21 protein-coding genes and 1 tRNA gene are annotated in these 25424 nt (G+C 40.7%); 10 read left to right on the forward strand and 12 right to left on the reverse strand.

From position 1 onward, the window contains the following. The first annotated feature begins 101 nt into the window (after positions 1 to 101). The 3 genes from sbmA (at position 102) to MWG72_RS10120 (ending at position 3915) form a co-directional block, all read left to right on the forward strand. Positions 102 to 1295 (forward strand): peptide antibiotic transporter SbmA, encoded by a 1194-nt coding sequence (gene sbmA / locus MWG72_RS10110; RefSeq protein ID WP_247143960.1) that lies wholly within the window; start codon positions 102 to 104, stop codon positions 1293 to 1295. A gap of 619 nt (positions 1296 to 1914) precedes the next feature. Further along, on the forward strand, positions 1915 to 2949 hold the full coding sequence (locus MWG72_RS10115; RefSeq protein WP_247143961.1) for a hypothetical protein: 1035 nt from the start codon (positions 1915 to 1917) through the stop codon (positions 2947 to 2949). Between the two features lie 465 nt (positions 2950 to 3414). After that, positions 3415 to 3915 carry a hypothetical protein gene (locus tag MWG72_RS10120; RefSeq protein ID WP_247143962.1) on the forward strand — a complete coding sequence of 167 codons (501 nt, stop codon included), beginning with the start codon at positions 3415 to 3417 and terminating at the stop codon, positions 3913 to 3915. 59 nt (positions 3916 to 3974) lie between these two features. Here MWG72_RS10120 and MWG72_RS10125 read toward each other — a convergent pair whose 3' ends face one another. From MWG72_RS10125 to gatC, 6 genes are all read right to left on the reverse strand, one after another. Continuing rightward, positions 3975 to 5618: an SLC13 family permease gene (locus tag MWG72_RS10125; protein WP_247143963.1), complete on the reverse strand. Its 1644-nt coding sequence runs from the start codon at positions 5616 to 5618 to the stop codon at positions 3975 to 3977. 471 nt (positions 5619 to 6089) lie between these two features. Then, on the reverse strand, positions 6090 to 7037 hold the full coding sequence (locus tag MWG72_RS10130; RefSeq protein ID WP_247143964.1) for a DUF4435 domain-containing protein: 948 nt from the start codon (positions 7035 to 7037) through the stop codon (positions 6090 to 6092). Continuing rightward, positions 7037 to 8377 carry an AAA family ATPase gene (locus tag MWG72_RS10135; protein WP_247143965.1) on the reverse strand — a complete coding sequence of 447 codons (1341 nt, stop codon included), beginning with the start codon at positions 8375 to 8377 and terminating at the stop codon, positions 7037 to 7039. Before MWG72_RS10135 ends, MWG72_RS10130 begins: the two co-directional genes overlap by 1 nt. A 61-nt stretch (positions 8378 to 8438) precedes the next feature. Next, positions 8439 to 9920: an Asp-tRNA(Asn)/Glu-tRNA(Gln) amidotransferase subunit GatB gene (gatB, locus tag MWG72_RS10140; RefSeq protein ID WP_247143966.1), complete on the reverse strand. Its 1482-nt coding sequence runs from the start codon at positions 9918 to 9920 to the stop codon at positions 8439 to 8441. Further along, entirely contained in the window at positions 9920 to 11398 is a 1479-nt protein-coding gene (gene gatA / locus MWG72_RS10145) for an Asp-tRNA(Asn)/Glu-tRNA(Gln) amidotransferase subunit GatA (protein WP_247143967.1), read from the reverse strand. Before gatA ends, gatB begins: the two co-directional genes overlap by 1 nt. Positions 11399 to 11450: 52 nt before the next feature. After that, the gene (gene gatC / locus MWG72_RS10150) at positions 11451 to 11765 is read right to left on the reverse strand and encodes an Asp-tRNA(Asn)/Glu-tRNA(Gln) amidotransferase subunit GatC (RefSeq protein ID WP_064095715.1); all 315 of its coding nucleotides are present in this window, start codon (positions 11763 to 11765) and stop codon (positions 11451 to 11453) included. A 132-nt stretch (positions 11766 to 11897) separates the two neighbouring features. Between gatC and MWG72_RS10155 the strand changes: the two genes are divergently transcribed. The 6 genes from MWG72_RS10155 to MWG72_RS10180 all read left to right on the forward strand — a co-directional run bounded on the left by MWG72_RS10155 (position 11898) and on the right by MWG72_RS10180 (position 16649). Then, positions 11898 to 12944, forward strand: coding sequence for a rod shape-determining protein (locus MWG72_RS10155; RefSeq protein WP_004279360.1), 1047 nt, complete (start codon positions 11898 to 11900; stop codon positions 12942 to 12944). Positions 12945 to 12960: 16 nt separating this feature from the next. Further along, positions 12961 to 13818, forward strand: coding sequence for a rod shape-determining protein MreC (mreC, locus tag MWG72_RS10160; protein WP_004279362.1), 858 nt, complete (start codon positions 12961 to 12963; stop codon positions 13816 to 13818). Continuing rightward, on the forward strand, positions 13805 to 14296 hold the full coding sequence (gene mreD / locus MWG72_RS10165) for a rod shape-determining protein MreD (RefSeq protein ID WP_247143968.1): 492 nt from the start codon (positions 13805 to 13807) through the stop codon (positions 14294 to 14296). Before mreC ends, mreD begins: the two co-directional genes overlap by 14 nt. Continuing rightward, a complete protein-coding gene (locus MWG72_RS10170; RefSeq protein WP_085064472.1) occupies positions 14284 to 14850 on the forward strand; it encodes a Maf-like protein in 567 nt (188 codons plus the stop codon). The genes mreD and MWG72_RS10170 overlap by 13 nt, the downstream gene beginning before the upstream one ends. Before the next feature lie 38 nt (positions 14851 to 14888). Then, positions 14889 to 16343 (forward strand): ribonuclease G, encoded by a 1455-nt coding sequence (gene rng, locus MWG72_RS10175; protein ID WP_004646221.1) that lies wholly within the window; start codon positions 14889 to 14891, stop codon positions 16341 to 16343. 132 nt (positions 16344 to 16475) lie between these two features. Continuing rightward, on the forward strand, positions 16476 to 16649 hold the full coding sequence (locus MWG72_RS10180; RefSeq protein ID WP_004646222.1) for a PA1571 family protein: 174 nt from the start codon (positions 16476 to 16478) through the stop codon (positions 16647 to 16649). A gap of 208 nt (positions 16650 to 16857) precedes the next feature. Here the strand turns inward: MWG72_RS10180 and MWG72_RS10185 are convergent, their stop codons facing one another. Together MWG72_RS10185 and MWG72_RS10190 are read right to left on the reverse strand one after the other, a co-directional pair. Then, positions 16858 to 18240, reverse strand: coding sequence for a WS/DGAT/MGAT family O-acyltransferase (locus MWG72_RS10185; protein WP_247143969.1), 1383 nt, complete (start codon positions 18238 to 18240; stop codon positions 16858 to 16860). A 462-nt stretch (positions 18241 to 18702) separates the two neighbouring features. Beyond that, a complete protein-coding gene (locus MWG72_RS10190; RefSeq protein WP_224216883.1) occupies positions 18703 to 19437 on the reverse strand; it encodes a phosphoadenylyl-sulfate reductase in 735 nt (244 codons plus the stop codon). Between the two features lie 204 nt (positions 19438 to 19641). Between MWG72_RS10190 and thrH the strand changes: the two genes are divergently transcribed. After that, positions 19642 to 20259 (forward strand): bifunctional phosphoserine phosphatase/homoserine phosphotransferase ThrH, encoded by a 618-nt coding sequence (gene thrH / locus MWG72_RS10195; protein ID WP_004646225.1) that lies wholly within the window; start codon positions 19642 to 19644, stop codon positions 20257 to 20259. Between the two features lie 59 nt (positions 20260 to 20318). Here the strand turns inward: thrH and MWG72_RS10200 are convergent, their stop codons facing one another. The 4 genes from MWG72_RS10200 to MWG72_RS10215 all read right to left on the reverse strand — a co-directional run bounded on the left by MWG72_RS10200 (position 20319) and on the right by MWG72_RS10215 (position 25192). Next, positions 20319 to 21470, reverse strand: a complete 1152-nt coding sequence (locus tag MWG72_RS10200) for an OmpP1/FadL family transporter (protein WP_005247011.1) — start codon at positions 21468 to 21470, stop codon at positions 20319 to 20321. Positions 21471 to 21787: 317 nt separating this feature from the next. Then, the gene (locus MWG72_RS10205; RefSeq protein ID WP_005247010.1) at positions 21788 to 23335 is read right to left on the reverse strand and encodes an outer membrane protein transport protein; all 1548 of its coding nucleotides are present in this window, start codon (positions 23333 to 23335) and stop codon (positions 21788 to 21790) included. Between the two features lie 337 nt (positions 23336 to 23672). Further along, positions 23673 to 23748 (reverse strand) — tRNA-Arg (locus tag MWG72_RS10210). Between the two features lie 88 nt (positions 23749 to 23836). Beyond that, positions 23837 to 25192 (reverse strand): amino acid permease, encoded by a 1356-nt coding sequence (locus MWG72_RS10215; protein WP_247143970.1) that lies wholly within the window; start codon positions 25190 to 25192, stop codon positions 23837 to 23839. Positions 25193 to 25424 lie beyond the last annotated feature (232 nt).

Here is a 25424-nt window from a genome sequence, read left to right on the forward strand (position 1 = left end):
ACTAAATTGAAAATTAATGCTTTATAACAGTAAAAATCTAAAATAAGAATAAACTATGCGTCATTTGGATGACCAAGAGACATAAGGAGAACTGGGTCGGCATGTTTAAGTCATTTTTCCCGCAACCCGTCTGGTTTTTTAGCAGCCTGATTTTGTGGTTTATCATTAATCTTGTGCTTTGGCATGGTGGCGGATCAGGATGGGGAACCTATCTGGGTTTTCCTGAGGGTTATTTTGATGAAAAGCTTACAATCGGTATCGGGCGTTTCTGGTCAGCTCAATTTATCTGGTTCTATCTCTGGTATTTCATTGCAACTACGATATTTGCGCTGTTCTGGCAATGGAAAGCCGGACACCGATGGCAGCGCTGGTCGGTCTGGGGCTCGGCATTTATTCTGTTTAATATCTGGTTCGGGGTACAGGTCAATGTCGTATTAAATGAATGGTATAGCCCGTTTTATGATCAGATTCAACAAATGCTCACTAAGGGTGGTGGGGATGTTTCATTGCTGTATCAAGGCGCATTAACCTTTATTTATATTGCGATGGTTTATGTCACTTTAGCGGTATTTAACCTGTTTTTTGTCAGCCATTATGTCTTCCGCTGGCGTACCGCGATGAATGATTATTACACCGCACATTGGGAGCAGTTACGTCATATTGAAGGTGCATCACAACGTATCCAGGAAGATACCATGCGCTTTGCCAAAACCACGGAGCAGTTAAGTGTTTCCTTGATTGAAGCGCTGATGTTGCTGATGGCATTCCTGCCGATCTTATATCAGCTCTCTAGTCACGTGAAGGTTTTACCAATTGTCGGGGAAATACCGCATGCTTTAATGTGGGCCTCGATTGGCTGGGCGGTATTGGGTACGGTCATTTTAATGGTCGTGGGAATGAAATTGCCCGGACTGGAGTTCAATAACCAGAAAGTTGAGGCAGCCTATCGTAAAGAGTTGGTCTATGGCGAAGACTATGCTGATCGCGCACATCCGCTGACATTACAAGAACTGTTTAGCCGGGTACGCTGGAATTATTTCCGGTTGTATTTTCACTATGCTTATTTCAACATGGTTCGGATCTGGTACTTGCAGTTAGACAATATTTACGGATTATTTATTCTGTTTCCAAGTATTGCAGCAGGGGCAATTACTCTTGGTTTGATGATGCAAATCCTGAATGTATTTGGCAAAGTGCGGGAATCTTTCCAGTATCTGATTCTGTCTTGGCCGACGATTATTGAACTGATGTCGATCTATAAACGCTTAAAAGCATTTGAATCACATATTGATTAATTTTTTCTCATATTATTATCCTGCTTTATCAGCCAAACAGTTTTAGGTTTGGCTTTTTTTAGGGCGAGTTAATTTACAAAATCCAATGGAAAATATCGATCTGACCGTTGGTCAGATGACTTGGGTAAATCGTGTCAGAACCTCCCAATATTGGGGTATTCAGATATTTTTTTCTTGTCTAAAATCCTAAGGGCCAGCCAAGATGGCGTTTAATTTCCGATGGTTTGACGTATAAAAATAACAAATGTACGTTGAGGAAATTATTCTTATGCTGAACTTGTTCAGGCAATGTTATAGCGGATAAAAGGTAAATTTATTACCCATTATAATAAAGGTCTGTAGCGTTCCCTGAATAAGCCGCTGGAGAAGGACTCACCGCCTTCTTCGGTTTTTTATGTGTTTTTTCTATCTTTTTCTTGAGTCCTGAATGGAATTGTTTATTATTTGATCTTGGTTAAAAATGATACTTGTGTCAATTTTTATCACATGAAGCTTGGCACAATCAGCAAAGTTGAGGCTGATATGTGCCTTTTTACCGTTTAAATATTATAGTTATCAATATCTTGTGTTTGTTGTTTTGTGCTATTTAAGCTATGTTATACGGGATTTTGGGGTTGAGATGTTTGCTGTGAAGCTAAAAGTAATAATTCTAATAATAGGGGCAGCAGGTTTAGCTGGGTGTAATAGCGTGAATCGGTTGAAATCAGAGGTTTTACATCCTTTTGCCAGTCCGGAAGAACTGATTGCCAAACGGGCTTTGAATCAACGTGATGGTAGTGCAAAAGATTATGTTTATCTTTGGGGACAAGCTCAGAAAAATAATACGACTCAGGCCATGTATCCGCGTTCGATACTGACGCAATATTGTCATGAACAGGGCGGTAAATTTTCCCTGCTGTATAAAAGTAATTTTAGTGCAGTGGCAGATGTTTCCCAGCGCAAACGCCTGAGTGCCAATCGAGGTGTTGTACAGGGGAGCGGTGCCTATCAGTGTCGTATGGATGACCTGACTGAAAGTTGGATTGTCTCGATTGAGCCAACTTCTGAACGACAAGTTGATAAAACTAGCCAGACGCGTAGCGTTCGACTACTCACCCAGGTCATGACTCCTTCTCAAGCGAAAAACTTTTATCGTCCAACTAAAGCCAGGGTTGCTGTGGAGAAAACCACCCCTGCATCGATAAAAACTACGACTCCTCCTAAGACTCCTGCCGCAAAGACGACAAATGAACTGAAGGAATCAGCACGTAAAGAATTAGAGCGAAAGGAATTAGAAAGAAAAGAGCTTGAGAAAAAAGAAGCAGAGAAAAAGCAGCTAGCAGCGGCATCAGCTCGAGCTGCGGTAGCAGAAACACCGCAACAACATCAGATGAAAATCTATGTGGCAGCGCGACGTGATATTAATAGCGGTAAGAATCTGAATAATGCCTGTAACAACGCCCAGCGTGCCTATAACTATGGCAAATTGCAGGGCACAGAGGGAACACGTGTCTATACTGAATCAGGGATGCTGGTAGCGCGCTGTTTAACCAGTGTGCCGAGTTATAGCAGCCGTTTCCCAAATGCTAAAGCGCAATCCAAGCGGATTTTGCAGAATTTGGCCAATAACTATAATCATGCCGGAGCCAAGAATCTTTTGAGGAAGTTAAAATAAGCGCGGGATCAAAAGACTTAATCCAAAATCCGTATGATCCTTTTGACGATCGAGAAGATAGGCGCAAAAATCTGCTCGATCCGACGGGAGAGAACAGAAGAAAGCCCGCTTGGTTTAGTGGGGAGATCACGTGATCCGAGAATCTCCTTCCGCGATGTTGGATGGATGAATAAAAATACGATCAAAACGAAAAAAAGACAAGTCCCCACAGTATGATGCTGTGAAATATGTTGGTATTCATAATTATAAGTTTTTATTTTTATTGTTTTAGTCTAAATCATAGCGCTAAGTTTGACTGATCAATATCCTGACCTGATGAATAGCAATATGGACATCAGAATGACCATCCAAGTGTTGTAAATCTGGGTCAGTTTTTACAGAGTTCTATCAGTTTATTGCCCTGTTCCATGCTACAACTAACTGGTTTCATATCATTGGCTGGACATCGAAGAACAGGAAATTATGATGGCACATAAATCTTTTACAAAGCTTCGTACGTTTTTAATAAGTGCAACATTATTAAGTGTAACTCAGGTGACATTGGCTGGTCCGACAGTCAACCAGCTCAGTGACTGTTTGATGAAATCCACCACAGCCACAGATAAAACCACAGTCTTGCAATGGACCTTTGTGGCTTTAGGAAATCATCCCGATTTAAAGGCCCTTAGCAATGTGACCGCGAGTCAAAAGGAAGCATTAGACAAGAATCTGGCGACGGTGTTGCAGCGCATTTTAGTGGAGCAATGTTCAGTACAGACCAAAGCGGTGATTCAGGCTGAAGGGTTACAGGCTGTGGGCGATAGTTTTCAGGCTTTAGGCAAAACCACAGGCGAGGAAATTTTAAAGAATCCGGAAATTAATAATCAGCTCAAAGGTGTGCTGCGTTATATCGATTTGAATCGTGTTGCACAGACTTTTTTAACCCCAGATTTGTTGAATAAGTTGGGTTCGATAAGAAGCAAATAATATGAAATAAAAAATCCTCCGATACTGGAGGATTTTTATGAGGTACTAAATATAAGTATTTATTTCCATGCTTCTGGGAAGCTGAATAAATCCAATCCAAAAGCAAGCGGGAAAATAAAATAGACTGAAGCTACGATTAAAAGGGTAGCAAGAATGGTGACTAATGTCCCTTGCATAAGCATATCCCGAATGCTCACTTTACCTGTGGCAAAGATAACGGCTTGAGATGGTGTGCCAATAGGCAGCATAAATGCAAAACCGGCACCCAGTGCAGCAGCTGTCATTAAAGGTAAGGGGTGTACATCTAGGGCTAGAGCCAAAGTAGCGGCAATCGGCACAAAAATTGTCGTTACAGCAGTATTTGGAGAGACTTGAGTAATACTAATCGTTAGTGCTGTTGTTAATAATAATGCAATTAAATATGGCATACTTTTTAATAGCAGTAACTGCTGACCAATCCATTGTGAAAGATCTGTATTACTAAAACCAGCAGCTAAGGCAAGGCCACCCCCGACCAGTAATAAAACATCCCAAGGCATTTCATTAAGCGAATCTGCATTTAATAGACGTTTGCCATCCGTTGCGGGTATTGCATATAGAGCCATGGCCGCTGTAATAGCAATCATGGTATCCGAGATGCCTGGAATGATATCTTTCCAGATAAATGTACGCGTTAGCCACATAAATGCAGTTACTGCAAATACGATTGCGACCGCTTTTTCTTCATAGGACATTTTGCCTAAGCGGGTTTTTTCTGACTGAATAAATGCCTTACCTTCAGTAATTTTCTTCGCTTTCATTGGATAGGCAATTTTGGTCAACCAGAAGGTCGTGAATATGGCTAGAATTAAGCAAAGGGGAAAAGCGAAAATGAACCATTGCGCAAATCCAATTTCATAACCATAAATTTCTTTGACCAATCCAGCTAGAATCAGGTTGGGTGGGGTACCAATCAGGGTTGCACTACCACCAATAATGCCACCAAATCCAATTGCAAAAATAATGGCTTTAGTAAATTTGACCTCATCATCCGGATCGTGACTTGCTTCTTGTTTAAGTAAAGAAATGATTTTATGGACAATTGCCATTCCGATCGGTAATAGCATCATGACCGTTGCTACGTTTGAAATCCACATGGATAAAAACGCTGTGGCGAACATGAATCCATAAATCAGACCATTCACAGTAGACCCGGAAAAACTAATAATGCCTAATGAAATGCGTTCATGTAGATTCCATTTTTCAATTGCAATCGCGATTGCAAAGCCACCTAAGAATAAGAAAATATTCGGGTCGGTATAACTGGATGTTACTTTGGCGATGGTCAAAGTCCCCATCATTGGCATCACGACAATAGGCAGCAAAGAGGTAATGCCTAAAGGTAAAACTTCTAAAATCCACCAGATGGACAACCATGCGGTGAGTGCTAAAACACCTTGACCTTCTGAAGATAAACCTTCAAAGCTCATGCCAAAGTATAACCACACAAATACCAATGGACCGAGGAATAATCCAAGCCATTGGGTTTTATTGTATGAGCCTTTGAATCCGTTATGTTGTTTAGTATTAGACTGAATGTTGTCAGTTGAATCTGAGTTCGATTGAATCTGTTGAGATAAAATAAAGTGAGGGTTTAAACGTTTGAATAGGTCCTTAGTTTTATGATGTCTAGACCAGACTGTATTCCAAAGTTGGTTGATCATTGATTTTTCTCCTTGTACCTGAATTTTGGGTGACAGATAGGTGAATAATCAAAGATCTTTAGAGTATATGTTTATGTTGTAGTGGTATGGAATATTTAAATAGAGCTTTTTAGGTCTTATTGGCGTTTGCTGTCAAAGTACCTCTTCCTTGCGCAGCAGCGCTGCTCATCACTTGCGCTTCGTTTTAAAAACAGTGCTTTAAAACTCGCTCAGGAGATGGGATATCCATTATAAAATTTATGACGGAATCAAATTAGCAATGAAAGCTCCTTCTCCCACTGGGATGAGAATCCTCAAAATATATTTTGAGTTCGCAAGGGGATGAGGGTGCTAAACACACATAAAAAAAGAACTTTGAAAGTTGTATACGTCCTAAGTCTTCTATTTGGGTGATAAAGGATATTTTTAATGCAAATATTTGTGTATATAATTTACTTATTGAAGCCCTTTATTAAAATAAAGGGCTTTAAATTAAGCAACTTTATAGCTTGAAGATTTATGGTTAATTTCTAATAAAAAACTTTTTAAGCATGAAGGAGTATTTGCATAACTTGATAGATTACTCAATAGTTTATCAGCCATTGCCGGATTTTCAAGCTTGATATTTACACCAAACTTAGTTGATATTTCAGAATTTAAATCTCCATTACTATATAATCTTTTGAGATAGCATTTTAGAAAAATAATCTCTTGTTTGCCTCTGAAATTTTCCAACGGTGATTTTAAAAAATTAATATTTTCTTCACTTTTATAAAAGTTTTTAAAATCATAGAGTTTCTCTTTCTTTAAATCTAAAAAGCTTGGTTGATGTCTTATCCTTAATTTTTTTAAATCATTTTCTTCAAATTCAATCTTTAAAACTTTGTCCAAAGATAAATTTTCTCCTCCATTTTTCCTAATATATTTGAAAACTGTATTTAATTTTATTACCTTTTTATCATTATGAAATTTATTAAGATTATGTCGGTAGTCATTCAAAATATATTCCATGATTTCATGTCTTTTTTCTATATTAGCATTGCTTAAACCACATTCTGAAATAATTAACTTTTTAATACAGCTTTCATCCAGATATAAATTTTCTATAGAGTAAGTGGGAGTGCAGTAAACTTTTTCTAGATTAATTTTTTCTTCATAATCCTTGTCAATGAAATAATAACATTTATCCTTTTTATATAAAGGATGTTTTTCTAAAGTTTGCCTTAAACCTAATACTTTAGATTTTCCACCAACAGATGTTAAATTCCATTGTAGGTCAAAGAAAAGATCAAAGCGTGTAGTGTAATATTTTGGATCATCAATTCCCTCTACAATAAATTGGGTTGCTTGTTTATTGATTTTTCTACTTTTAAGGTAATCTCTAAAAATAACGGATAAATTCTGTTTATAAGCATTCAATTTTTCCTTTCGATTAGACATTATATTTCATCCATATTAGTAGGAAGGAAAAAATCGCTTAAATCATAAGTAATTTCTTCTAATTCATCATATATAAAAGGACTATGGGTCATACATAAAAGTAAATGACATGAATTACTATTTAAAACATCTTTTAGAAGCTTTTTTTGCCATTCTACAGATAGAGACAACTCTGGTTCATCAAATAAAATAAAATACTCTTTTTCTTGATCTAAAATTAATTTAGAGAATAAAGAAACAATCTGCTTTTCCCCAGATGATAAATCCTCTAATTGAATTTCACTCAAATTCGAAAGTTCATCATTAGAATTTATGGAAATATTAATGCTTGTTTCATTGTATTTCATGGTTTTATTAATAAAATACCCTGAACAAATTTCAGCAAATTTTTTTAAAGCTTGATCTTTTTCACGTTGCTCAAAAAATCCATTAAACATTTTTGAGATAAAATAAAATAATGCTGTATTTTGACTGCTTCTATCGTTTAAGTTGTCAATACTAGAAATTAAATTCTTAATTTTTATTTTATCTTCTTCTGTAAGATCATTACCGAATCGATTGAGGAGTAGATCAATATGATCCTTATTTTCTTTGATAATTTTTAGCTCCTCATCATTAACCTCTAAACCATTAATTAATCTTTTTAGAATCTCACTATTAATACGAGACATAGTGTTATTAGAGGATGAAAGAATGTTTGTTCTTATTTCCTCTATTTTCACTTTAACGTCTCTTAAGCCAAATTGTATGTTTTTATCTTTGATCTTACTTTCTTCGAATTCTTCCATTAATTGTTCAATTCTTCGGTACGTTGGAAGATAAAGAATTTCTTTATTAAAGTTTTTTTGAATAATTTCTCTAAAGTTATTAATTCCAACATTGTTGAGTAATTTGTCTCTATCTTCGATTAGCTCTCTAATAGCCATTGAAGGAATATTTATTTTTGTAGTACTAGAAATATTCTTGGTATAACTTATGATAGATGAATAGCTTTTTTTAGAATTAATTAAATTTAAAATATGATTAAAATCACTTTTACTTAATCTCTCACTTAAGTATTCATATGCACGAGAACTGTATTCAAAATCTAGATCTAATTTTTTCAATAAGGCAATATCATTGGTTTGAGAGAATTTTATTTCTATTGATTCAAATTTGATATCTTGTAGACTCAGGAGTTCTAAATTTAAACAATTTTTAATTATTCTTAAAATTGTAGATTTACCTTGACCATTTTCAGATAGTAAAATCATATAAGGCGAATCAAAGTTAATTTTTATATTTTTATAACCATGTAATTTACTAATCTGAATATATTCAATAATCTTATTATCATGCATGATAAAGCCCCTATTAAAAAATAGAGGCTTTATCTCATAAAAATAAGTAATTAGTCAATTATCAACCAATCAATTTCTTCATCAACTCATTTACTTGCGCAGGGTTCGCTTTACCTTTTGCTGCTTTCATGACTTGACCAACCAGACCATTGAAAGCTTTCTCTTTACCAGATTTATACTCTTCAACCATCTTCTCGTTGGCAGCAAGTACTTCCTTAATAATCGCTTCAATCGCACCTGTATCAGTTTCCTGTTTCAAGCCTTTTTCAGCAATAATCTCGTCCGCAGATTTGCCTTCTTCCCACATAAAGCCGAATACTTGCTTCGCGATCTTACCGTTAATCGTGTTATCCACAATACGCGCGATCATACCGCCAAGTTTTTCCGCAGATACAGGAGAATCCGCCAAATCTAAGCCTGCTTTGTTTAGCGCCCCTGAGAATTCGCCCATCACCCAGTTTGCAGACACTTTACCTTGTGCAGCGCCGCCAGCAGCAGCGACAACTTCTTCGTAAAACTCTGACATTTCACGTGTAAGCGTTAAAACGTGTGCATCGTACTCAGTCACACCAAAGTCCGCCACGAAACGTGCACGGCGTGCAGCAGGAAGCTCAGGCATGGTTGCTTTAATGGCTTCGATTTGCTCATCAGCAATCACCACAGGCAACAAGTCTGGGTCAGGGAAGTAGCGGTAATCGTTCGCTTCTTCTTTAGAACGCATTGAACGCGTTTCCATCTTTACAGGGTCGAACAGACGCGTTTCCTGATCAATGGTGCCATTCCAGTCCAGAATTTCCATTTGACGTTCAATTTCAACATTGATCGCTTGTTCAATGAAACGGAATGAGTTCAGGTTTTTCAATTCACAACGTGTACCAAACGGTTGACCCGGACGACGTAACGACACGTTACAGTCACAACGGAACGAACCCTCCGCCATGTTACCGTCAGAAATACCTAACCAGCGCACTAAAGTGTGAATTGCCTTGATATAAGCAACCGCTTCTTCAACCGAACGCATATCCGGTTCAGAAACGATTTCAAGCAGCGGCGTACCAGCACGGTTCAAGTCGATGCCTGACATACCTTCGAACTGATCATGAATCGATTTGCCGGCATCTTCTTCGAGATGCGCACGGGTTACGCCAATGCGTTTAACCGTGCCATCTTCAAGCTGGATGTCGATATGACCCAAGCCCACAATCGGGTTGTCCATCTGGCTGATCTGATAGCCTTTTGGAGAGTCCGGATAGAAGTAGTTTTTACGCGCAAATACAGACGCCTGATCGATGTAAGCATCGATGCCCAAACCAAAGCGAATCGCCAGATCAACCACTTCTTTGTTTAATACCGGTAATACGCCCGGCATAGCCAAATCAACCAGGCTGGCTTGCGTGTTTGGATCATTACCGAAAACAGTCGATGAACCTGAAAAAATTTTGGTATTGGTGGCAAGCTGAGTGTGAATCTCGATACCAATAACGACTTCCCAACCATCAATCAGGTTGGATTTTGGTTTAGCCGATTTTTGAGCTTGAGCCATTATGCGTTCTCCTCAGCAATTGCAGCGCGTTTTGTATGCCAATCGGTGGCCTGTTGATACTGGTGTACCACAGACAACAATTGAGATTCTGACCAGTAATTACCAATCAGCTGTAAGCCAACTGGCAAGTTATTTTGGTCAAAACCGACAGGCGCGTTAATCGCAGGAAGACCTGCCAGATTTACCGCAAGCGTATAAATATCGCCTAAGTACATTTCAACTGGCGTCAGATCCGCACCAATTTTATAGGCAGTCGTTGGCGCAGAAGGTGCAGCGATGACATCAACAGATTCAAATGCTTTGAGGAAATCTTGCTGGATCAGACGGCGTACTTTCTGTGCTTTTACATAGTAAGCATCGTAATAACCTGCAGACAGGGCATACGTACCAATCAAGATACGGCGTTGCACTTCGGCACCAAAACCTTCTGAACGTGAACGTTTGTACAGGTCCATCAGGTCCACAGGATTTTCTGCGCGGTAGCCATAACGTACGCCATCAAAACGTGACAGGTTCGAAGAAGCTTCGGCAGGTGCGATCAGATAGTAAGTCGGCACATAGCTTTCAGTCATGTTGAGATCAATCTCAACCAGAATTGCTCCCATCTCTTCCAGTTTTTTTAAGGATTCTTCAACGCGTGCTTTGACTTCAGCATCTAAACCAGCAACATTAAAATATTGCTTTGGAATACCAATGCGTAAGCCTTTTACTGAGGTAGCGTTCAAGTTCGCGACATAGTTATCTACCGCTTGATCCATTGAAGTTGAATCTTTTGCGTCATGACCGGCCATGACATTCATCAGGTAAGCACAGTCTTCTGCAGAACGTGCCATTGGACCACCTTGGTCTAGTGATGATGCATAGGCAATCATACCGAAGCGCGATACACGACCGTAAGTCGGTTTAAGACCGGTCAGACCACAGAATGATGCAGGTTGACGGATTGAACCACCGGTGTCAGTACCAGTTGCAAATGGTGCCAAATCCGCTGCCACAGCTGCTGCAGAACCGCCTGAAGAACCACCAGGGACATGGCCCAGGTTCCAAGGGTTGGCAGTTGCGCCGTAATATGAGTTCTCAGAGGTCGAACCCATCGCGAATTCGTCCATGTTCACTTTACCCAAAGTGACCAAGCCCGCAGCTTTACCTTTCGCTACAACGGTTGCGTCGTAAGGAGAGATAAAATTGTCCAGCATTTTTGAACCGGCAGTGGTTTTAATGCCTTGGGTACAGAAAATATCTTTGTGGGCAACTGGCACACCAGTCAGGGCAGAGGCATTGCCAGCTTTGATTGCAGCATCGGCAGCGTCTGCTTCAGCCAACGCCTGTTCAGCAGTTACGGTCACATAGGCCTTGACCTGTGCATCAATTTTTGCAATGCGCTTTAAGTAATGTTCAGTCAATTCGCGAGATGAAAACTGGGCATTTGCCAGACCTTCACTAAGTTCACGAATGGATAAGCGATGTAAATCTGTCATGAGAAATAATTCTTTACGTTTAATTTAATAAAAAGAATGAACTGGGTAGTAATTACTCAATCACGCGCGGTACGAGGTACAAGCCATCCTGAACAGCTGGTGCAACTGCCTGGTATTGCTCACGATGATTGGTTTCGGTAACCACATCGTCACGTAACGGCTGAGGGTGGTCGAAAGGACTTTTCAGGGGTTCAACACCATCGGTATTGATGCCTTTCAGGGTTTCCATCATGCCTAAAATTTTATTTAAACTTTGAGCATATTCAGCAGATTGCGTATCATTGAGAGATAACCGTGCAAGGTTGGCAATAGCTGAAACTGTTTCTGCACTTAAATCTGCAGAATGCTGTGCATCCGATGTAGACATAATATTACCTAATCAGTATTAAAAAAATTCAAATTATCATGCGTTATGATAAGCGATTGACTTGTCCAAATCATCACATTTAGTTAAAGTGGCCACCTTGCGTCCATATAAAGTTTAACTGAGAACGTCCCCGTGATTCTAAAACGACTAATAGGCTTGTTTTCGCCCGATCTTGCCATTGATTTAGGTACAGCAAATACACTTATTTATGCGCCAGGACGAGGCATTATATTAAATGAACCGACGGTTGTAGCCATCCGTCATAGTGGTTCACATAAAATTGTTGCGGCAGTCGGTCTTGAAGCGAAGCAAATGCTAGGTCGTACCCCAGCCAATATCTCGGCGATCCGTCCTATGAAAGACGGGGTGATTGCGGATTTTGAAGTCACTGAGACCATGCTGAATCAGTTTATTCGCAAAGTACATGAAAACCGTTTATTCACTCCGGCACCGCGTGTGGTGGTTTGCGTGCCATGTAAATCGACTCTGGTTGAGCGCCGTGCCATTCGTGAAGCCGTGTTTAATGCGGGCGCACGTGATGTACGTTTAATCGAAGAGCCAATGGCAGCAGCGATTGGTGCAGGGATGCCAGTCGAGCAGGCTTGTGGTTCGATGGTGGTTGATGTGGGCGGTGGTACTACTGAAATTGCGATTATCTCGCTGCAGGGTTGTGTTTATGCCGATTCTTTACGTATCGGCGGTGATGTATTTGATGAGCAGATCATTAACTATGTGCGTAAAGCGCATGGCTGTGTGATCGGCGAAACTACGGCTGAAGTGATCAAAAAAGAAGTTGGTATGGCTTTGCCTGATGAAGGCGCTAAACCACTTGAAATTGAAGTTCGTGGCCGTAACCTCGCAGAAGGTGTGCCTCGTGCGATTGTGGTCAATTCAGACGAAGTGACCCAAGCGATTTCTGATCCATTGCAAAACATCGTGTCTGCTGTGAAATCTGCTTTAGAACATACCCCTCCTGAGCTTTCTTCGGACATCGCTGAACGTGGTATCGTGTTAACCGGTGGTGGTGCATTGCTACGTAACCTGGACAAGCTGCTTGCCAAAGAAACTGGCCTGCCAGTGGTAGTGGCAGAAGATCCACTATCATGTGTGACTCGTGGTGGCGGCAAGGTACTCGAATTTTTCGACAACCCAAATCATGACATGTTATTCGTAGGCTAAGAAAAGGATTCGGCGGGTGCAAGCACATCTGTTTTCTCGACAACCGCCATCTTTTCGCTCTTTTATCATTGCATTGGTAACATGCCTGGTGGTGCTTTTCTTTGATTGGCGCATGCCGCATGTTGTTCAACCTGCAAGGGATGTCCTGTACGCTGCTTATAATCCTATTTATGCGGTGGCCAGCTATCCGGTATTGTCGCGAGAGTGGTTGAATCAACAAACCAAGTCTGAAGCTCAATTGCGTCGGGAAAATACCGCGATGCAAGCCGAGCTGTTACAGGCACAGGTACGCTTACAAAAAATCTCTGAACTTTCTGCTGAAAATACCCGTTTGCGCGGTCTATTGGACACGCCGCTGATCATTGATGGACGTATTGAAATTGCCGAAGTGATTGGTACCGATGCCGATCCATTACGGCATATTATCGTGATCAACCGTGGTTCGAATAACGAGCTGAAAGTCGGGCAAACGGTACTGGATGACAAGGGTATCATGGGGCAGATTATCAATGTCTATCCGCATAGTAGTCGGGTCATGCTGTTGTCTGATAAAGAACATTCACTGTCAGTGCGCCTGGAACATACCGGAATGCGTGCCATTGTTTCGGGCACGGGCGATCTGGGACGTTTAAAAATGGAATATGTACCGACCAGCGCCAATATCAAGGTCGGTGAAAAAGTCTATAGTTCGGGCTTGGGACAACATTTTCCGGCAGGTTATCTGGTGGGGCAGGTGTCTAAAGTACAACGCCATAATTCCGGTGAATTTGCCCAGATTGATGTGACGCCTGCGGCTCAACTCGCCGGTGGACATCATGTGGTGGTGTTATTTTCCGATTCATTAGCGATGGAGCAACCGCATGTCAATCGCTAGGATGAAATCCAGAAAGCATCGTGATCCTTTAATGGCTATTGTCATTTCGGTGATTGTGGCTTCTATTTTAATGGTCTATCCACTTTCCTATAATCTCTCGGGCTGGCGTCCGCTGTTTATGCTGATGATCATGCTCTTCTGGGTGTTGTGTCAGCCGACCTGGTGCGGGATCTGGTTTGCCTTTGGTACCGGTATTTTTATTGATCTGCTGCTGGATGCACCTTTGGGTCTGAATGCGCTGAGCTTTATCATTATTGCTTTCTTAGCCCGCTTTCTGACCCGTGAGCGCCGTATCCTGACTTTTAATAATCTCTGGGTGATTATGGGGCTGGCGATTGTCGCGCATCTGCTAATGATCTTTTTTTCCCAGATTGTGGCTGGCGTGCAATTTTCTTATGCAAGGCACTGGATTCCGATGCTGACCAGTATTCTGGTTTGGCCTGCTATTTATTATGTGCTCAAAAAATGGCGCGTATAATTCTTGCTTCGAGCTCACCCCGGCGCCGCGAGTTGTTACAGCAACTCGGGCTGAGCTTCGATATTTACAGCCCAGAAATTGACGAATCGGTACAAGCAGGCGAGTCGGTCGCAGCCTATGTTGAACGTCTGGCACGAGCCAAAGCAGATGCCGTGGCTGAGTATTATCCAGATGCCATCATCATTGCTGCGGATACCAGTCTGGGGGTGGATCAGGAGATTCTGGGTAAGCCTGAATCCAAACAACATGCGATTGAAATGTGGACAAAAATCTCCGGTCGGTGGCATGATGTATATAGCGGTGTCTGTGTTCGTACAAAGCATGAAAAATACAGTATAGTGGTACGCACACAGGTCGAATTTCAAATCCTGAGCGCTGCAGATATGGAAAGTTACTGGGCGACAGGTGAGCCACTGGGTAAAGCAGGGGCTTATGCAATTCAAGGAATTGCAGCACGTTATATTCCAAAAATACAGGGCAGTTATTCCAATGTGGTGGGCTTGCCCTTATATGAGACAGTACAGTTATTACAGACGGTTAAGGCACTAAATTAACTGCTGAAAAGAATTCTTATAATGTTTTGAGTGTAGTTATGTCTGACGAGTTGTTGATTAACGTCACGCCGATGGAATGTCGGGTCGCGTTAATTGAAAACGGCACGGTCAATGAACTGTTTGTCGAGCGTACGGCCAAGCGTGGTCTGGTAGGGAATGTCTATAAAGGAAAAGTGGTGCGGGTCTTGCCCGGCATGCAGGCTGCTTTCGTAGATATCGGACTCTCTCGCACTGCGTTTTTACATATCAATGATATGGTCTGGCCCCGCAATCAGCCAACCCCAAATGTTTTTGAGCTGCTTCAACCGGGACAAGTCCTCACGGTTCAGGTGATGAAGGATATGCTCGGCACCAAGGGTGCGCGGCTATCTACCGATCTCTCTATTCCTTCGCGTTATTTAGTGTTGATGCCATATGGCAATCATATTGGTGTATCGCAACGGATTGAATCCGAGGAAGAGCGGAATCGCTTGCGTTCCATCATTGAGCGGATTCAGGCAGAACATAAGCTGCCGGGTTCAGTGATTGTTCGTACTGCGGCAGAAGGCATTGAAGAAGAAGCCATCGCACAGGATATGGCTTATCTGGCCAAGCTTTGGGAATACATCCAGCGCAAGCAAAAGATTATTGCAGTGCCGTCCTTGATCTTTGAAGAATTGCCTTTACCGCAGCGGGTGATTCGTGATCTGGCCAATGAAGAAACTGCCAAAATTTACGTAGATTCACGTGAAATTCATGCCAAGTTGCAGGAATTTGTCGAAGAATTTGTTCCGAACATGAAAGACCGTTTGCTGCATTATCCGGGTGAACGGCCAATTTTTGACTTGTATAATGTCGAAGAAGACCTGCAAAAAGCATTGCAAACTCGTGTCGCATTGAAGTCCGGCGGCTATCTGATGATTGACCAGACTGAAGCCATGGCCACGATTGATGTCAATACTGGTTCTTATGTTGGTGGTCGTTCGCTGGAAGATACGGTTTTTAAAACCAATATGGAAGCGACCGATGTCATCGCACGTCAGTTACGTCTGCGTAATCTGGGCGGAATTATTATCATTGATTTCATTGATATGCAGGAAGCGCAGCATCGTGAAGAAGTAATGAAACAGTTTGAGCGCATGCTGGAACGTGACCATGCCAAGACCAAGATTACTCAGGTATCAGAACTGGGCTTGGTGGAAATGACCCGGAAACGCACCCGTGAGTCGCTGGAACATCTGCTGTGCGAGTCTTGTCCGACCTGTCAAGGACGCGGTTATGTCAAAACAGCCGAGTCAGTATGTTACGAAATATTCAGGGAGATTCTGCGTTATGCTCGTGCTTATGAGTCACAGAGTGGCTTTACTGTTGTCGCGCATCCGGCTGTCATTGATCGATTATTGACGGCAGAAGCGCCTGCAGTCGCTGATCTAGAACATTTCATTAATCGCGTGATTAAGTTTCAGGTGGAAAATCTATATACGCAAGAGCAATACGATATCATTCTCAGCTGAAATTGTAACAGAATATCGTTAAACACTTGTTACATCTGAAATTTTACAACCGGGCCTTTATTTACAATACTAGATGCATGAATTAGCCAAAGCCGTTTCTCCCAGTTTCAGGCTTAGCAAAAGGAGTGTGTGATGAGTATGAGTAAAGCAGTAATCCATAAAGGCCTAAAACACGTATTAGAACCAAAGACTGTACATGCGGGATATATCGTTGATGAGCGCGGTAATGAAGTTCAGATTACCGCGAGCATGATCCGTAACGTCTGCCATCAATTATTACAACAGTGCCGTACTATTAAAAGCTGATTATATTTGTGCATTGTTTTTAACTTGTCAAAAAATGATTTGGATAGATGATTAAAATCGAGAAGTCTTCCAAAAATTCTAAAATAATTTAAAAAGATTTCAAAAATAAAGAAAAGGGACCAGATCGGTCCCTTTATTCTGTGCTCAGAGACTGGCAAAAATGATCAACACCTTTGACAATCCATCTGTCTTATTTATTCATCCGCGGCTAGCTTACCGCCCGTAACTTTGGGACAGGTTCGCCATCTACAATAAGTTCAAAACGTTGAATTTCTTCTTCCAGATGTGTCAGCAAGTTCTGCATTTTCGGCAGGGCATTACGACATGCAGTTAAGCCGACTTCCAGTTTGTCTAGATAGCTGGTCATGGTGATATTCAAGGCCTGACCATCCAGTACGATAGAAGCCGGATAAAGTGCTTCAAGACGTGCACCATTCCAGTAAAGGGGCTCTTGTGGTCCAGGTACATTGGAAATAATGACGTTAAACGCCTGACGTGTCGGCATTAAACCGGAGGCAATATTCAGACCTGCTGCACCGTAGACAAAGGCACTATAGTTCAAAATCTGGTTGGCATTCATACGTTTGAAGCGTTCTTTGGCACTCAGTACACTACGGCGTACGATCTTGAGACGTTCCAGCGGATCTTCTTTATGCGTACCCAGATTGGCCAGAATCATGGTAATACGGTTGGATATATCTGAATCGTCACTGCGAACAGAAGCTGGAACCATAGCAATTAACGGTTTTTTCGGTAAGGCATTTTGCGATAATAAATATTCACGTAATGCACCTGAACAAATGGCCAGGACGATATCATTAATGGTCACGCCCAATGCCTTAGAAATATGACGTAAACGTGAAAATTCGAAAGACTGGGCTGCAAAGCGACGTGAAGCACTGACGCGTTGATTCAGAATACTGCTTGGCGCCTGAAAGCTGGATACATAATCCGGATTGCGTCCCATATCTTTCATGACGGTTTGCGACAGTTCATAAGCAACTCGTGGCGCACATTCCAGTTGCCCCTTAATGGTCTGCAGGACATTTTTAAACCTGTTCACTTTAGGTGCTTTCAGGCGTTTAGCACGTGGCCCTTCTACACACCACGGCGGTACAATACTCTTGGCATGGGGGTCAAATGAAAGTGATTTTTCTACCAGACGCATGCCGGCAATTCCATCTACCATGGCATGGTGTATTTTGAAATACATGGCAAAACGATTACCTTCAATGCCTTCAATGATATGACAGGTCCATAAAGGTTTTGCACGATCAATCAGGGCACTATGTTCTTGAGAAATATAGGTCAGCAATTCACGGATACGGCCCGGTTTTGGCAGGGCGATATGACGAAAATGATGATCTAAATCAAATTCTTGGTCTTCATCCCAAAACAGGCCGTTTAAATAATTGTTAAAAGGTGGGATTGGAGAGCATTTCGAATTTTGGATATCCGTGACTAGATCCTGAATAAAGGAAGCTGACGCATTGTCGGGAATTTGGAATAAAAATAGTCCACCTACATGCATAGGCTGCTGCCGTTTCTCTAAAGTTAAGAAAATAAAATCAATTGGATGTAATGGACGCATAGCGTGGATTGCCTCACTGCATTCTCTATGGCTTTTTTGCTAAAAGGCCTTGTTAGAATTATTACTTTAGTTTTTAAAGTATATCTTTTTTAGCATATAAATGAACTGCTTTATCTTGCCTCAACTGTGAAAAAGTGGCTATTGACAAGAACAAAATATCTTCCTAAGTTTATGAAATGTGAAAATTTTAGTTTTAAAATAGTTTTCTAAAAATAGTATTCACTAGGCGAAGTGGAGTGTAACTTAATAATTATGTGTTATTAAAAGAATAGCATTGTGTTCAATTTCACATTTTATACAAATAAATCAATGAACTAAAATTTTATAAATTCTTTAATTAAAATAATATTATCCCGATAAAAGGTAATTTATATCTTGTCACTAAATGTAAAATTATCAATTAAAAAGACTATCTTTATTAAAAAATAGTCTTTCAATCAATAGGAACGATAAAACTTAACTTTATTTTTTTAGATTGCCAGCATGTAAGCCACATTCTTTATGGGTAGCTTCTTCCCACCACCAGCGGCCTTCGCGTTCATGCTGATTTGGCAGCACAGGGCGAGTACAAGGTTCACAGCCGATAGAAACAAAACCTTTTTCATGCAAGGCATTATAAGGGACTTCCATCATACGGATATAGCTCCAGACATCTGCACTGGACCAGTTGGCTAGAGGATTGTACTTGATCAACTGTTTTCCCGGACCGGAGAAACCTGAATCTGCCTGAACCACAGGAATTTCATTGCGTGTACCCGGACTTTGGTCTTTGCGCTGACCAGTAATCCAGCCATCCAGCGTCGCCAGTTTTTTACGTAGCGGTTGAACCTTGCGTATACCGCAACATTCCTGATGGCCATCTTCAAAGAAACTGAATAAACCTTTGGTGGTCACTAAATTTTGTACTGCATCCGTTTCAGGGAAGCAGATTTCAATCTCGATATTATAATGCTTACGCACTCGTTCAATAAACTGATACGTCTCTGCATGTAGACGGCCAGTATCCAGACTGAATACCCGGAACGGTTTACCGAGATGCGATGCCATATCAATCAATACAACATCTTCAGCACCAGAAAATGAAATCGCAATTTCACCTTGCTGGCCCAGTGCAAGTGCCAAAATTTCATTGGGCGATTTATCTGCATATTCAGATGCAAGCGCATCAATACGATCAATAGTAGGAATGATGGTCATGAGAGTCCTGGCGATATAGGCTTGGAAAGGACATGGCCTATATTAGTTAATTTCACATCTATTTTAATAGAATTGATTTAATTGACTTATCACTAAAAAATAAATACTTATTAAAAAAATAGATTTAAAAAAGTACAGTGCAAAATCTGTTTCTTCAGCTATGATAGTGCAAAATTTTTTCAATACAACTTAGAGGGAATGTTCATGGAAGTCGTATGTCTAGATTTAGAAGGTGTGTTGGTTCCAGAAATCTGGATTAACTTTGCCAAAAAAACCGGTATTAAAGAGCTTGAAGCGACGACTCGTGACATTCCTGACTATGATGTACTGATGACCCAACGTCTGAATATTTTAAAACAGCACGGTTTAGGCTTGAACGATATTCAGGAAGTGATTGCAGAAATGGGTCCATTCCCAGGAGCAAAAGAATTTGTGAAATGGGTGAGTACGCATTTTCAATTAATTATTCTTTCAGATACTTTCTATGAATTTGCACATCCATTGATGAAGCAACTGGATTGGCCGACGATTTTCTGTCATAAACTGGAAACGGATGAAGCGGGCATGATCTCAGCCTATAAACTTCGTCAGCCAGATCAAAAACGTCAGGCTGTTAAAGCACTGCATGGTTTGAATTTCCGTGTGATTGCGGCAGGGGATTCTTATAACGATACTACAATGTTAGGTGAGGCAGACCATGGTTTCCTATTTGATGCGCCTGAAAATGTGATTGCTGAATTCCCGCAATTCCCGCCAATTCGTGGTTATGATGCGTTAAAAGAAGCAATTCGTAATGCTTCAGTGCGTGATATCCCTGCTTAAAGAATTTAAGTAAATAAAAAGGCGCTATAAGCGCCTTTTTTATTGAATCTATCAAAAAATCAGAAGCGGTAACCGATTTTCATGCCATATGCGATTGCAGTGTTATCGGTGAACTCTCCTACAACATTAGGGCCTGCTTTAGCCTCAGCGTCACCTAACCACATATAGCGAACACCTGCTTGAATAAAGTAATTTTCGGCTGGGCTATATTGTCCACCTAAACCTACACCCCAGTAACCTTCGGTTGGTCCTAGTGTTGTTACAGGATTACCTGCACCTGAGTCATAACTTACTAAAGCAGAGCCAGACCATTTGTCGCTAAATTTACGGCCAACACCAACATTTGCAGACCATTGATCATCTGAGTAGTCAATCAAATTACTACCTGAGCGTAATTTTAATAAATTAGGTGTTACTGCAAATTGGCTCCAATTTACCCAGCGTACGTTAGCAAAGGCTAAAGTATTTGCTGCAATACCTGTTTGAAGATCTAAATTTACAGATTGAGGTGTTGTAGCTGTAACATCTGGTGAAAGAGGCGATGCAATAGTTCCAAATCCAAAGCTCTCTGTTGAATTTGCCTCATGATCGATTTCTGAACGATAAGTAATAGCTGCTTTTAAAGCAATTTCAGGGATTTGATAAGCGAAACCAGCAAGCCAGCCCCAAGCTTCTTCTTCATCAAGTTTAATATCATAGCCCGAATTTCCATAAGCTGCACCTCGTAATGCAATTTTAGCTTCTACAGTTTGCCAAACAGGTCCAGCATAAAAATTCCAGTTTTCAGTTGGTTGATAACCAATTAAAGCTGTAAGGTTATTAGTTTTTACTTCTACTTGAGTGCTTTCTCGTTGAGTACTAAGAGGATTTACTTGTGAAAAACTTACATTATTTGTTGGATAAATTGAATCGGCACCATAAGGTTGATCATAAATCAGACCTAAAGATATTTTATCAGTTGCTTGAACTTTAATAGCAGCAGATGGAAAGTAGTAGTCTTCTGCCATGTCGCTGATAGATTCATTACCTAGTTGAGGAATAGATTTTCCAGATACGCTAGGATCAATCACAGTAATACCTGCTTCAGCATAATTACCCGGCTGTAAAAAAGCAGAAATAGATTGACCAGAACGGTCTAGGCCAGCTGCTTGAACTGCAGAAAGAGGTAAAGTGCTAAGTAAAATAGCAGAATAAATTTTATTGAGCTTCATGGTACGTTCCCTGATGCCATCTGTAACAAAAATGTGAAGGAAAAGTAACATAATTTTAAAAAGAGTAAATACTCAGCTCTGTTGAAGAAATGAACTAAGGCGGTTAAGGAAAGAGCTTGATTAGAGTTTTTATACTAATTTTATTGGTATAAATATATGAAAAATATCAGATTAAATTAACTTTAAATAATGTGAAAGGATTGAAGTTCTGTTAATTTTAATTGGTGCTAAAATAATCGAATGATATGCAAGTGAATAAAAATAGAGTAAAAAAGTTAAAAAAACCACCCGAAGGTGGTTTTTTTATTAAGGATATCTTAGAAACGGTAACCCATTTTTAAGCCATATGCCCATGCTTTATTGTCTTCAAATTCAGCGACGTATTCAGAACTACCAGCTTGCGCGCCTGTTTGTGCTTTTGCATCACCTAACATGAAGTATTTAACACCACCCGCGATGAAAGTAGCTGGTGTTGGACTGTACTGAAGACCTAAGCCTACATTCCAATAACCTTCAGTTGGACCAAGTGTAGATACAGGGTTACCTGCACCAGAGTCCCAACCTACAGATACGTTACCAGCCCATAGATCATTAAATTTACGACCCACACCTACAGTTGCTGAAATTTGGTCATCTTCATATTCAACAAGATTGAAGCCATCTGGGCGATCCACAATAGGGCCAACTGCTTCTGATATTAGACCAAATTTATAAGGTTGAATTGAGAATTTAGACCATTCAACCCAGCGAACATTCGCAAAAGCTACAGTATTCGCCATAATACCTGTTTGGAAATCAAGGTTTACAGACTGTGGAGTAGTAATTTTTGTCTCACCACTTGCTGCTGCAATAGCTGCTGCTGCTGCGGCCCCATTTGGGAGCAAAGCTAAAGCTGGTAAGGTTGGAATACTTTCATTCATATTAACATCATGGTCAATTTCAGAACGATAAGTAATAGATGCTTTTAATGCAATTTCAGGAATTTGATAAGCAAGACCGGCTAACCAACCTACAGAGCTATCTTCTGGAATAGACGCATCGTAACCATTGTATAAGCTGTAAGCCTGGCCACGTAATGAAAGATTACCTTTGATCGTTTGGTAAACTGCGCCACCGTAAATATTCCAATTCTCAGTTGGTTGGAAACCTGCAATAAATGATAAATTTTGAGTATCTACTTCTACGCTAGTGTTACCAGTGCCAAGTAATCCATTAATATTTGCTAACCCAGCATCGACTGTTGAAGTAACAGTATTAGTTACTTGTTGAGTAATTGCATTTGTTACGCCTTGCGTAATAGCATCAAGTGCGCCTGGAGTACCACGAATAGCTTGCTCTGCAATAGCTTGAGTGGGTGCCTGGCCTGCTGCAACTAAAGCAGCTGCACGTCTAGCTACTTCACCATTTACTCCAGCAGTCAAGTTGGCTGCTAGTGCTCCAGGAAGGTTTGCGGCTACATTTGTTTCGATAGTTGAGTCACGAATATCTGCTAACGCGTCAGGAGCTAAAATTGTATTCGTAGAATCGGAAACAAATACGTTATTACCTGTATAGGTAGCATCTGCTCCAAACGGTTGGTCATATAAAATACCAACTGAAAATTTGCTGGTTGGCTGAAATTTTAAAGCAGCACTTGGAAAATAATAATCACCCGCCATATCACTAATATTACGGCGAGTATCACTTGTTCCAGCTTCTTTACCAGATACATCTGGGTCTAGGACAGAAATACCTGCTTCAAAGTAATTACCTGGTTGCAGGAAGGCTGCAATTGATTGGCCTGAACGGTCCATTGCCGCAGCAAATGCACCCGTCATTGGTACAGTTGCAAGAATCATTGCAGTAGTTAATGTTTTTAATTTCATTTACGTCTTTCCTTGAGGTACAAATTTATATCTAGCGTTGTTGTTTGCACTTATTTAATTCTTGGAGATTTCGGGTATTTATCCGCAATCATTTGTTACTCCATGTGACAAAAATAGCACAATTAAAATAAGAGTAAATGCTCTAGAAAAAACTAATTAGTCTAAAAAAGCATCAAAATAGAGTTTTTACACCAAAAAATAGCCTCATTTTGAAATAAGTATTTGAAAGTAATAGAAATAAGATAATGAAGAAAAAATGATTTTTTGTATAAAAAATATTCTAAAAATATGAAGATTAACGCTAATTTTTTGAAGTATAGATCACATTTTGAAAGGATGGTGCGCCCTGCGGGACTCGAACCCACGTCGGTCGCTTAGGAGGCAACTGCTCTATCCAGTTAAGCTAAGGGCGCGAAAAGAAGGCTATTGTACTGTAAAAAATACAAAAAAAAGTTATTGCCGAAGCAATAACTTTTAAGGACTCATAGCTACAGGAGTTGTCTAGGTATTTTTAGGCTTAAGTAACTTAAACAGACCGAACATGACCACGATCCAAAGCGGGATCATCAAAATAGATTCCTGGAATCCTTGCGTCCACATGATGTAAAGAATAGTAAGAATGAAACCTAGAACCAGAATATTACCCGCCGGAGACCAAAGCGCAGGGAAGGAAGTCTTCTGTCCTAGCTTTTTCATGCTTTGAATAAACTTGAGATGGGTCAGCGTAATCATGGCCCAGTTCAATACCAGTGCACCGACCACGATGTAAATCAGATGGCTTAAGGCATCTTCAGGCACGAAGTAGTTGAGTAGCACACAGCCAAAAATCAGCGCGGCAGAGAACAATACAGCAGGAATAGGCGTACCTTGCTTATTCACTTTCATGAAGACTTTAGGTGCATTTCCTTGCTGAGCCAGACCATAGAGCATACGGCTGTTGGCATACATACCACTGTTATACACAGACAGTGCTGCTGTCAGGATAATAAAGTTCAGCAAATGCGCTGCCCAGTCAATACCAAGCTGGCTGAAAATCATCACGAACGGACTTTTGTCCAGACCACCAAGCTCAAGCTGATTCCAAGGCACGAGTGACAATAGAATTGTCAAGGCACCGACATAGAAAATCAGGATACGGAAAACCACCTGATTAATGGCTTTCGGAATGGTTTTTTCCGGATTTTCAGCTTCTGCCGCTGCCATACCGATCAGTTCAATACCACCGAAGGCAAACATCAGGAAGGCCAGCATGTAGAACAGACCTTCAAAACCATTCGGAAAGAAACCGCCCGCGGTCCAAAGATTGCTAAAAGATGCGCCTGAAGAAGGATCAGCAGTCAGGATCAGATACAGGCCGAAGACAATCATCGAGATGACCGCAGTCACTTTAATGATGGAAAGCCAGAATTCCGATTCACCGTAGAATTTCACATTGCCGAGGTTGACCAGTGTAATCACGATAAAGAAAAACAGTACCGATGCCCAGGCTGGAATATGAGGCCACCAGTAATTGATATATTTCGCAACCGCAGTAAGTTCGGTCATGGCTACCAGGATATACAGAATCCAGTAGTTCCAACCCGCAAGGAAACCGGGGAATTTGCCCCAGTATTTATAAGCAAAATGGCTGAATGAACCTGCGACAGGTTCATGAACAATCATCTCACCCAATTGACGCATGATTAAAAATGCAATCAGGCCCCCAATGGCATAGCCTAAAATAATAGAAGGACCCGCAGATTGGATCACCTGTGCGGAACCTAAGAATAAGCCTGTGCCAATTGCACCGCCCATGGCGATCAACTGAATATGACGGTTCTTTAAGCCACGCTGAAGTTGTGAAGACTCGTTATTCAAAGTGTTCAGCCCGACAATGGAAAATGATAAGTGGCTGATTGTAATTGATCAGACTAAAGAAGCCTAGTCCATCCTAAGAATGAAATATTGTTGGAGGAATGATAAAAAATATTCATATAAATAACTGAAATAAAATATAAATGAATCAATATATTAATTTTATTGAAACTGTAACTGACGAGTTCTCTGTTTTCTTGGATAAAATACAAATGCCGTTTTTTTATACTAAGGT

Origin of the sequence: Acinetobacter lwoffii (assembly GCF_022967985.1) — a bacterium.
GTDB lineage: Bacteria > Pseudomonadota > Gammaproteobacteria > Pseudomonadales > Moraxellaceae > Acinetobacter.

Excerpts from the sequence above, each read along its gene's own strand:
- gatB (WP_247143966.1), bottom strand. The coding sequence starts at position 9,920 with ATGGCTCAAGCTCAAAAATCGGCTAAACCAAAATCCAACCTGATTGAT.
- sbmA (WP_247143960.1), top strand. The coding sequence starts at position 102 with ATGTTTAAGTCATTTTTCCCGCAACCCGTCTGGTTTTTTAGCAGCCTG.
- MWG72_RS10180 (WP_004646222.1), top strand. The coding sequence starts at position 16,476 with ATGAGTATGAGTAAAGCAGTAATCCATAAAGGCCTAAAACACGTATTA.
- thrH (WP_004646225.1), top strand. The coding sequence starts at position 19,642 with ATGGAAGTCGTATGTCTAGATTTAGAAGGTGTGTTGGTTCCAGAAATC.
- gatC (WP_064095715.1), bottom strand. The coding sequence starts at position 11,765 with ATGTCTACATCGGATGCACAGCATTCTGCAGATTTAAGTGCAGAAACA.
- MWG72_RS10185 (WP_247143969.1), bottom strand. The coding sequence starts at position 18,240 with ATGCGTCCATTACATCCAATTGATTTTATTTTCTTAACTTTAGAGAAA.
- MWG72_RS10115 (WP_247143961.1), top strand. The coding sequence starts at position 1,915 with ATGTTTGCTGTGAAGCTAAAAGTAATAATTCTAATAATAGGGGCAGCA.
- MWG72_RS10130 (WP_247143964.1), bottom strand. The coding sequence starts at position 7,037 with ATGTCTAATCGAAAGGAAAAATTGAATGCTTATAAACAGAATTTATCC.
- MWG72_RS10200 (WP_005247011.1), bottom strand. The coding sequence starts at position 21,470 with ATGAAGCTCAATAAAATTTATTCTGCTATTTTACTTAGCACTTTACCT.
- MWG72_RS10190 (WP_224216883.1), bottom strand. The coding sequence starts at position 19,437 with ATGACCATCATTCCTACTATTGATCGTATTGATGCGCTTGCATCTGAA.
- MWG72_RS10205 (WP_005247010.1), bottom strand. The coding sequence starts at position 23,335 with ATGAAATTAAAAACATTAACTACTGCAATGATTCTTGCAACTGTACCA.
- MWG72_RS10170 (WP_085064472.1), top strand. The coding sequence starts at position 14,284 with ATGGCGCGTATAATTCTTGCTTCGAGCTCACCCCGGCGCCGCGAGTTG.
- gatA (WP_247143967.1), bottom strand. The coding sequence starts at position 11,398 with ATGACAGATTTACATCGCTTATCCATTCGTGAACTTAGTGAAGGTCTG.
- MWG72_RS10125 (WP_247143963.1), bottom strand. The coding sequence starts at position 5,618 with ATGATCAACCAACTTTGGAATACAGTCTGGTCTAGACATCATAAAACT.
- MWG72_RS10120 (WP_247143962.1), top strand. The coding sequence starts at position 3,415 with ATGGCACATAAATCTTTTACAAAGCTTCGTACGTTTTTAATAAGTGCA.
- MWG72_RS10135 (WP_247143965.1), bottom strand. The coding sequence starts at position 8,377 with ATGCATGATAATAAGATTATTGAATATATTCAGATTAGTAAATTACAT.
- mreD (WP_247143968.1), top strand. The coding sequence starts at position 13,805 with ATGTCAATCGCTAGGATGAAATCCAGAAAGCATCGTGATCCTTTAATG.
- rng (WP_004646221.1), top strand. The coding sequence starts at position 14,889 with ATGTCTGACGAGTTGTTGATTAACGTCACGCCGATGGAATGTCGGGTC.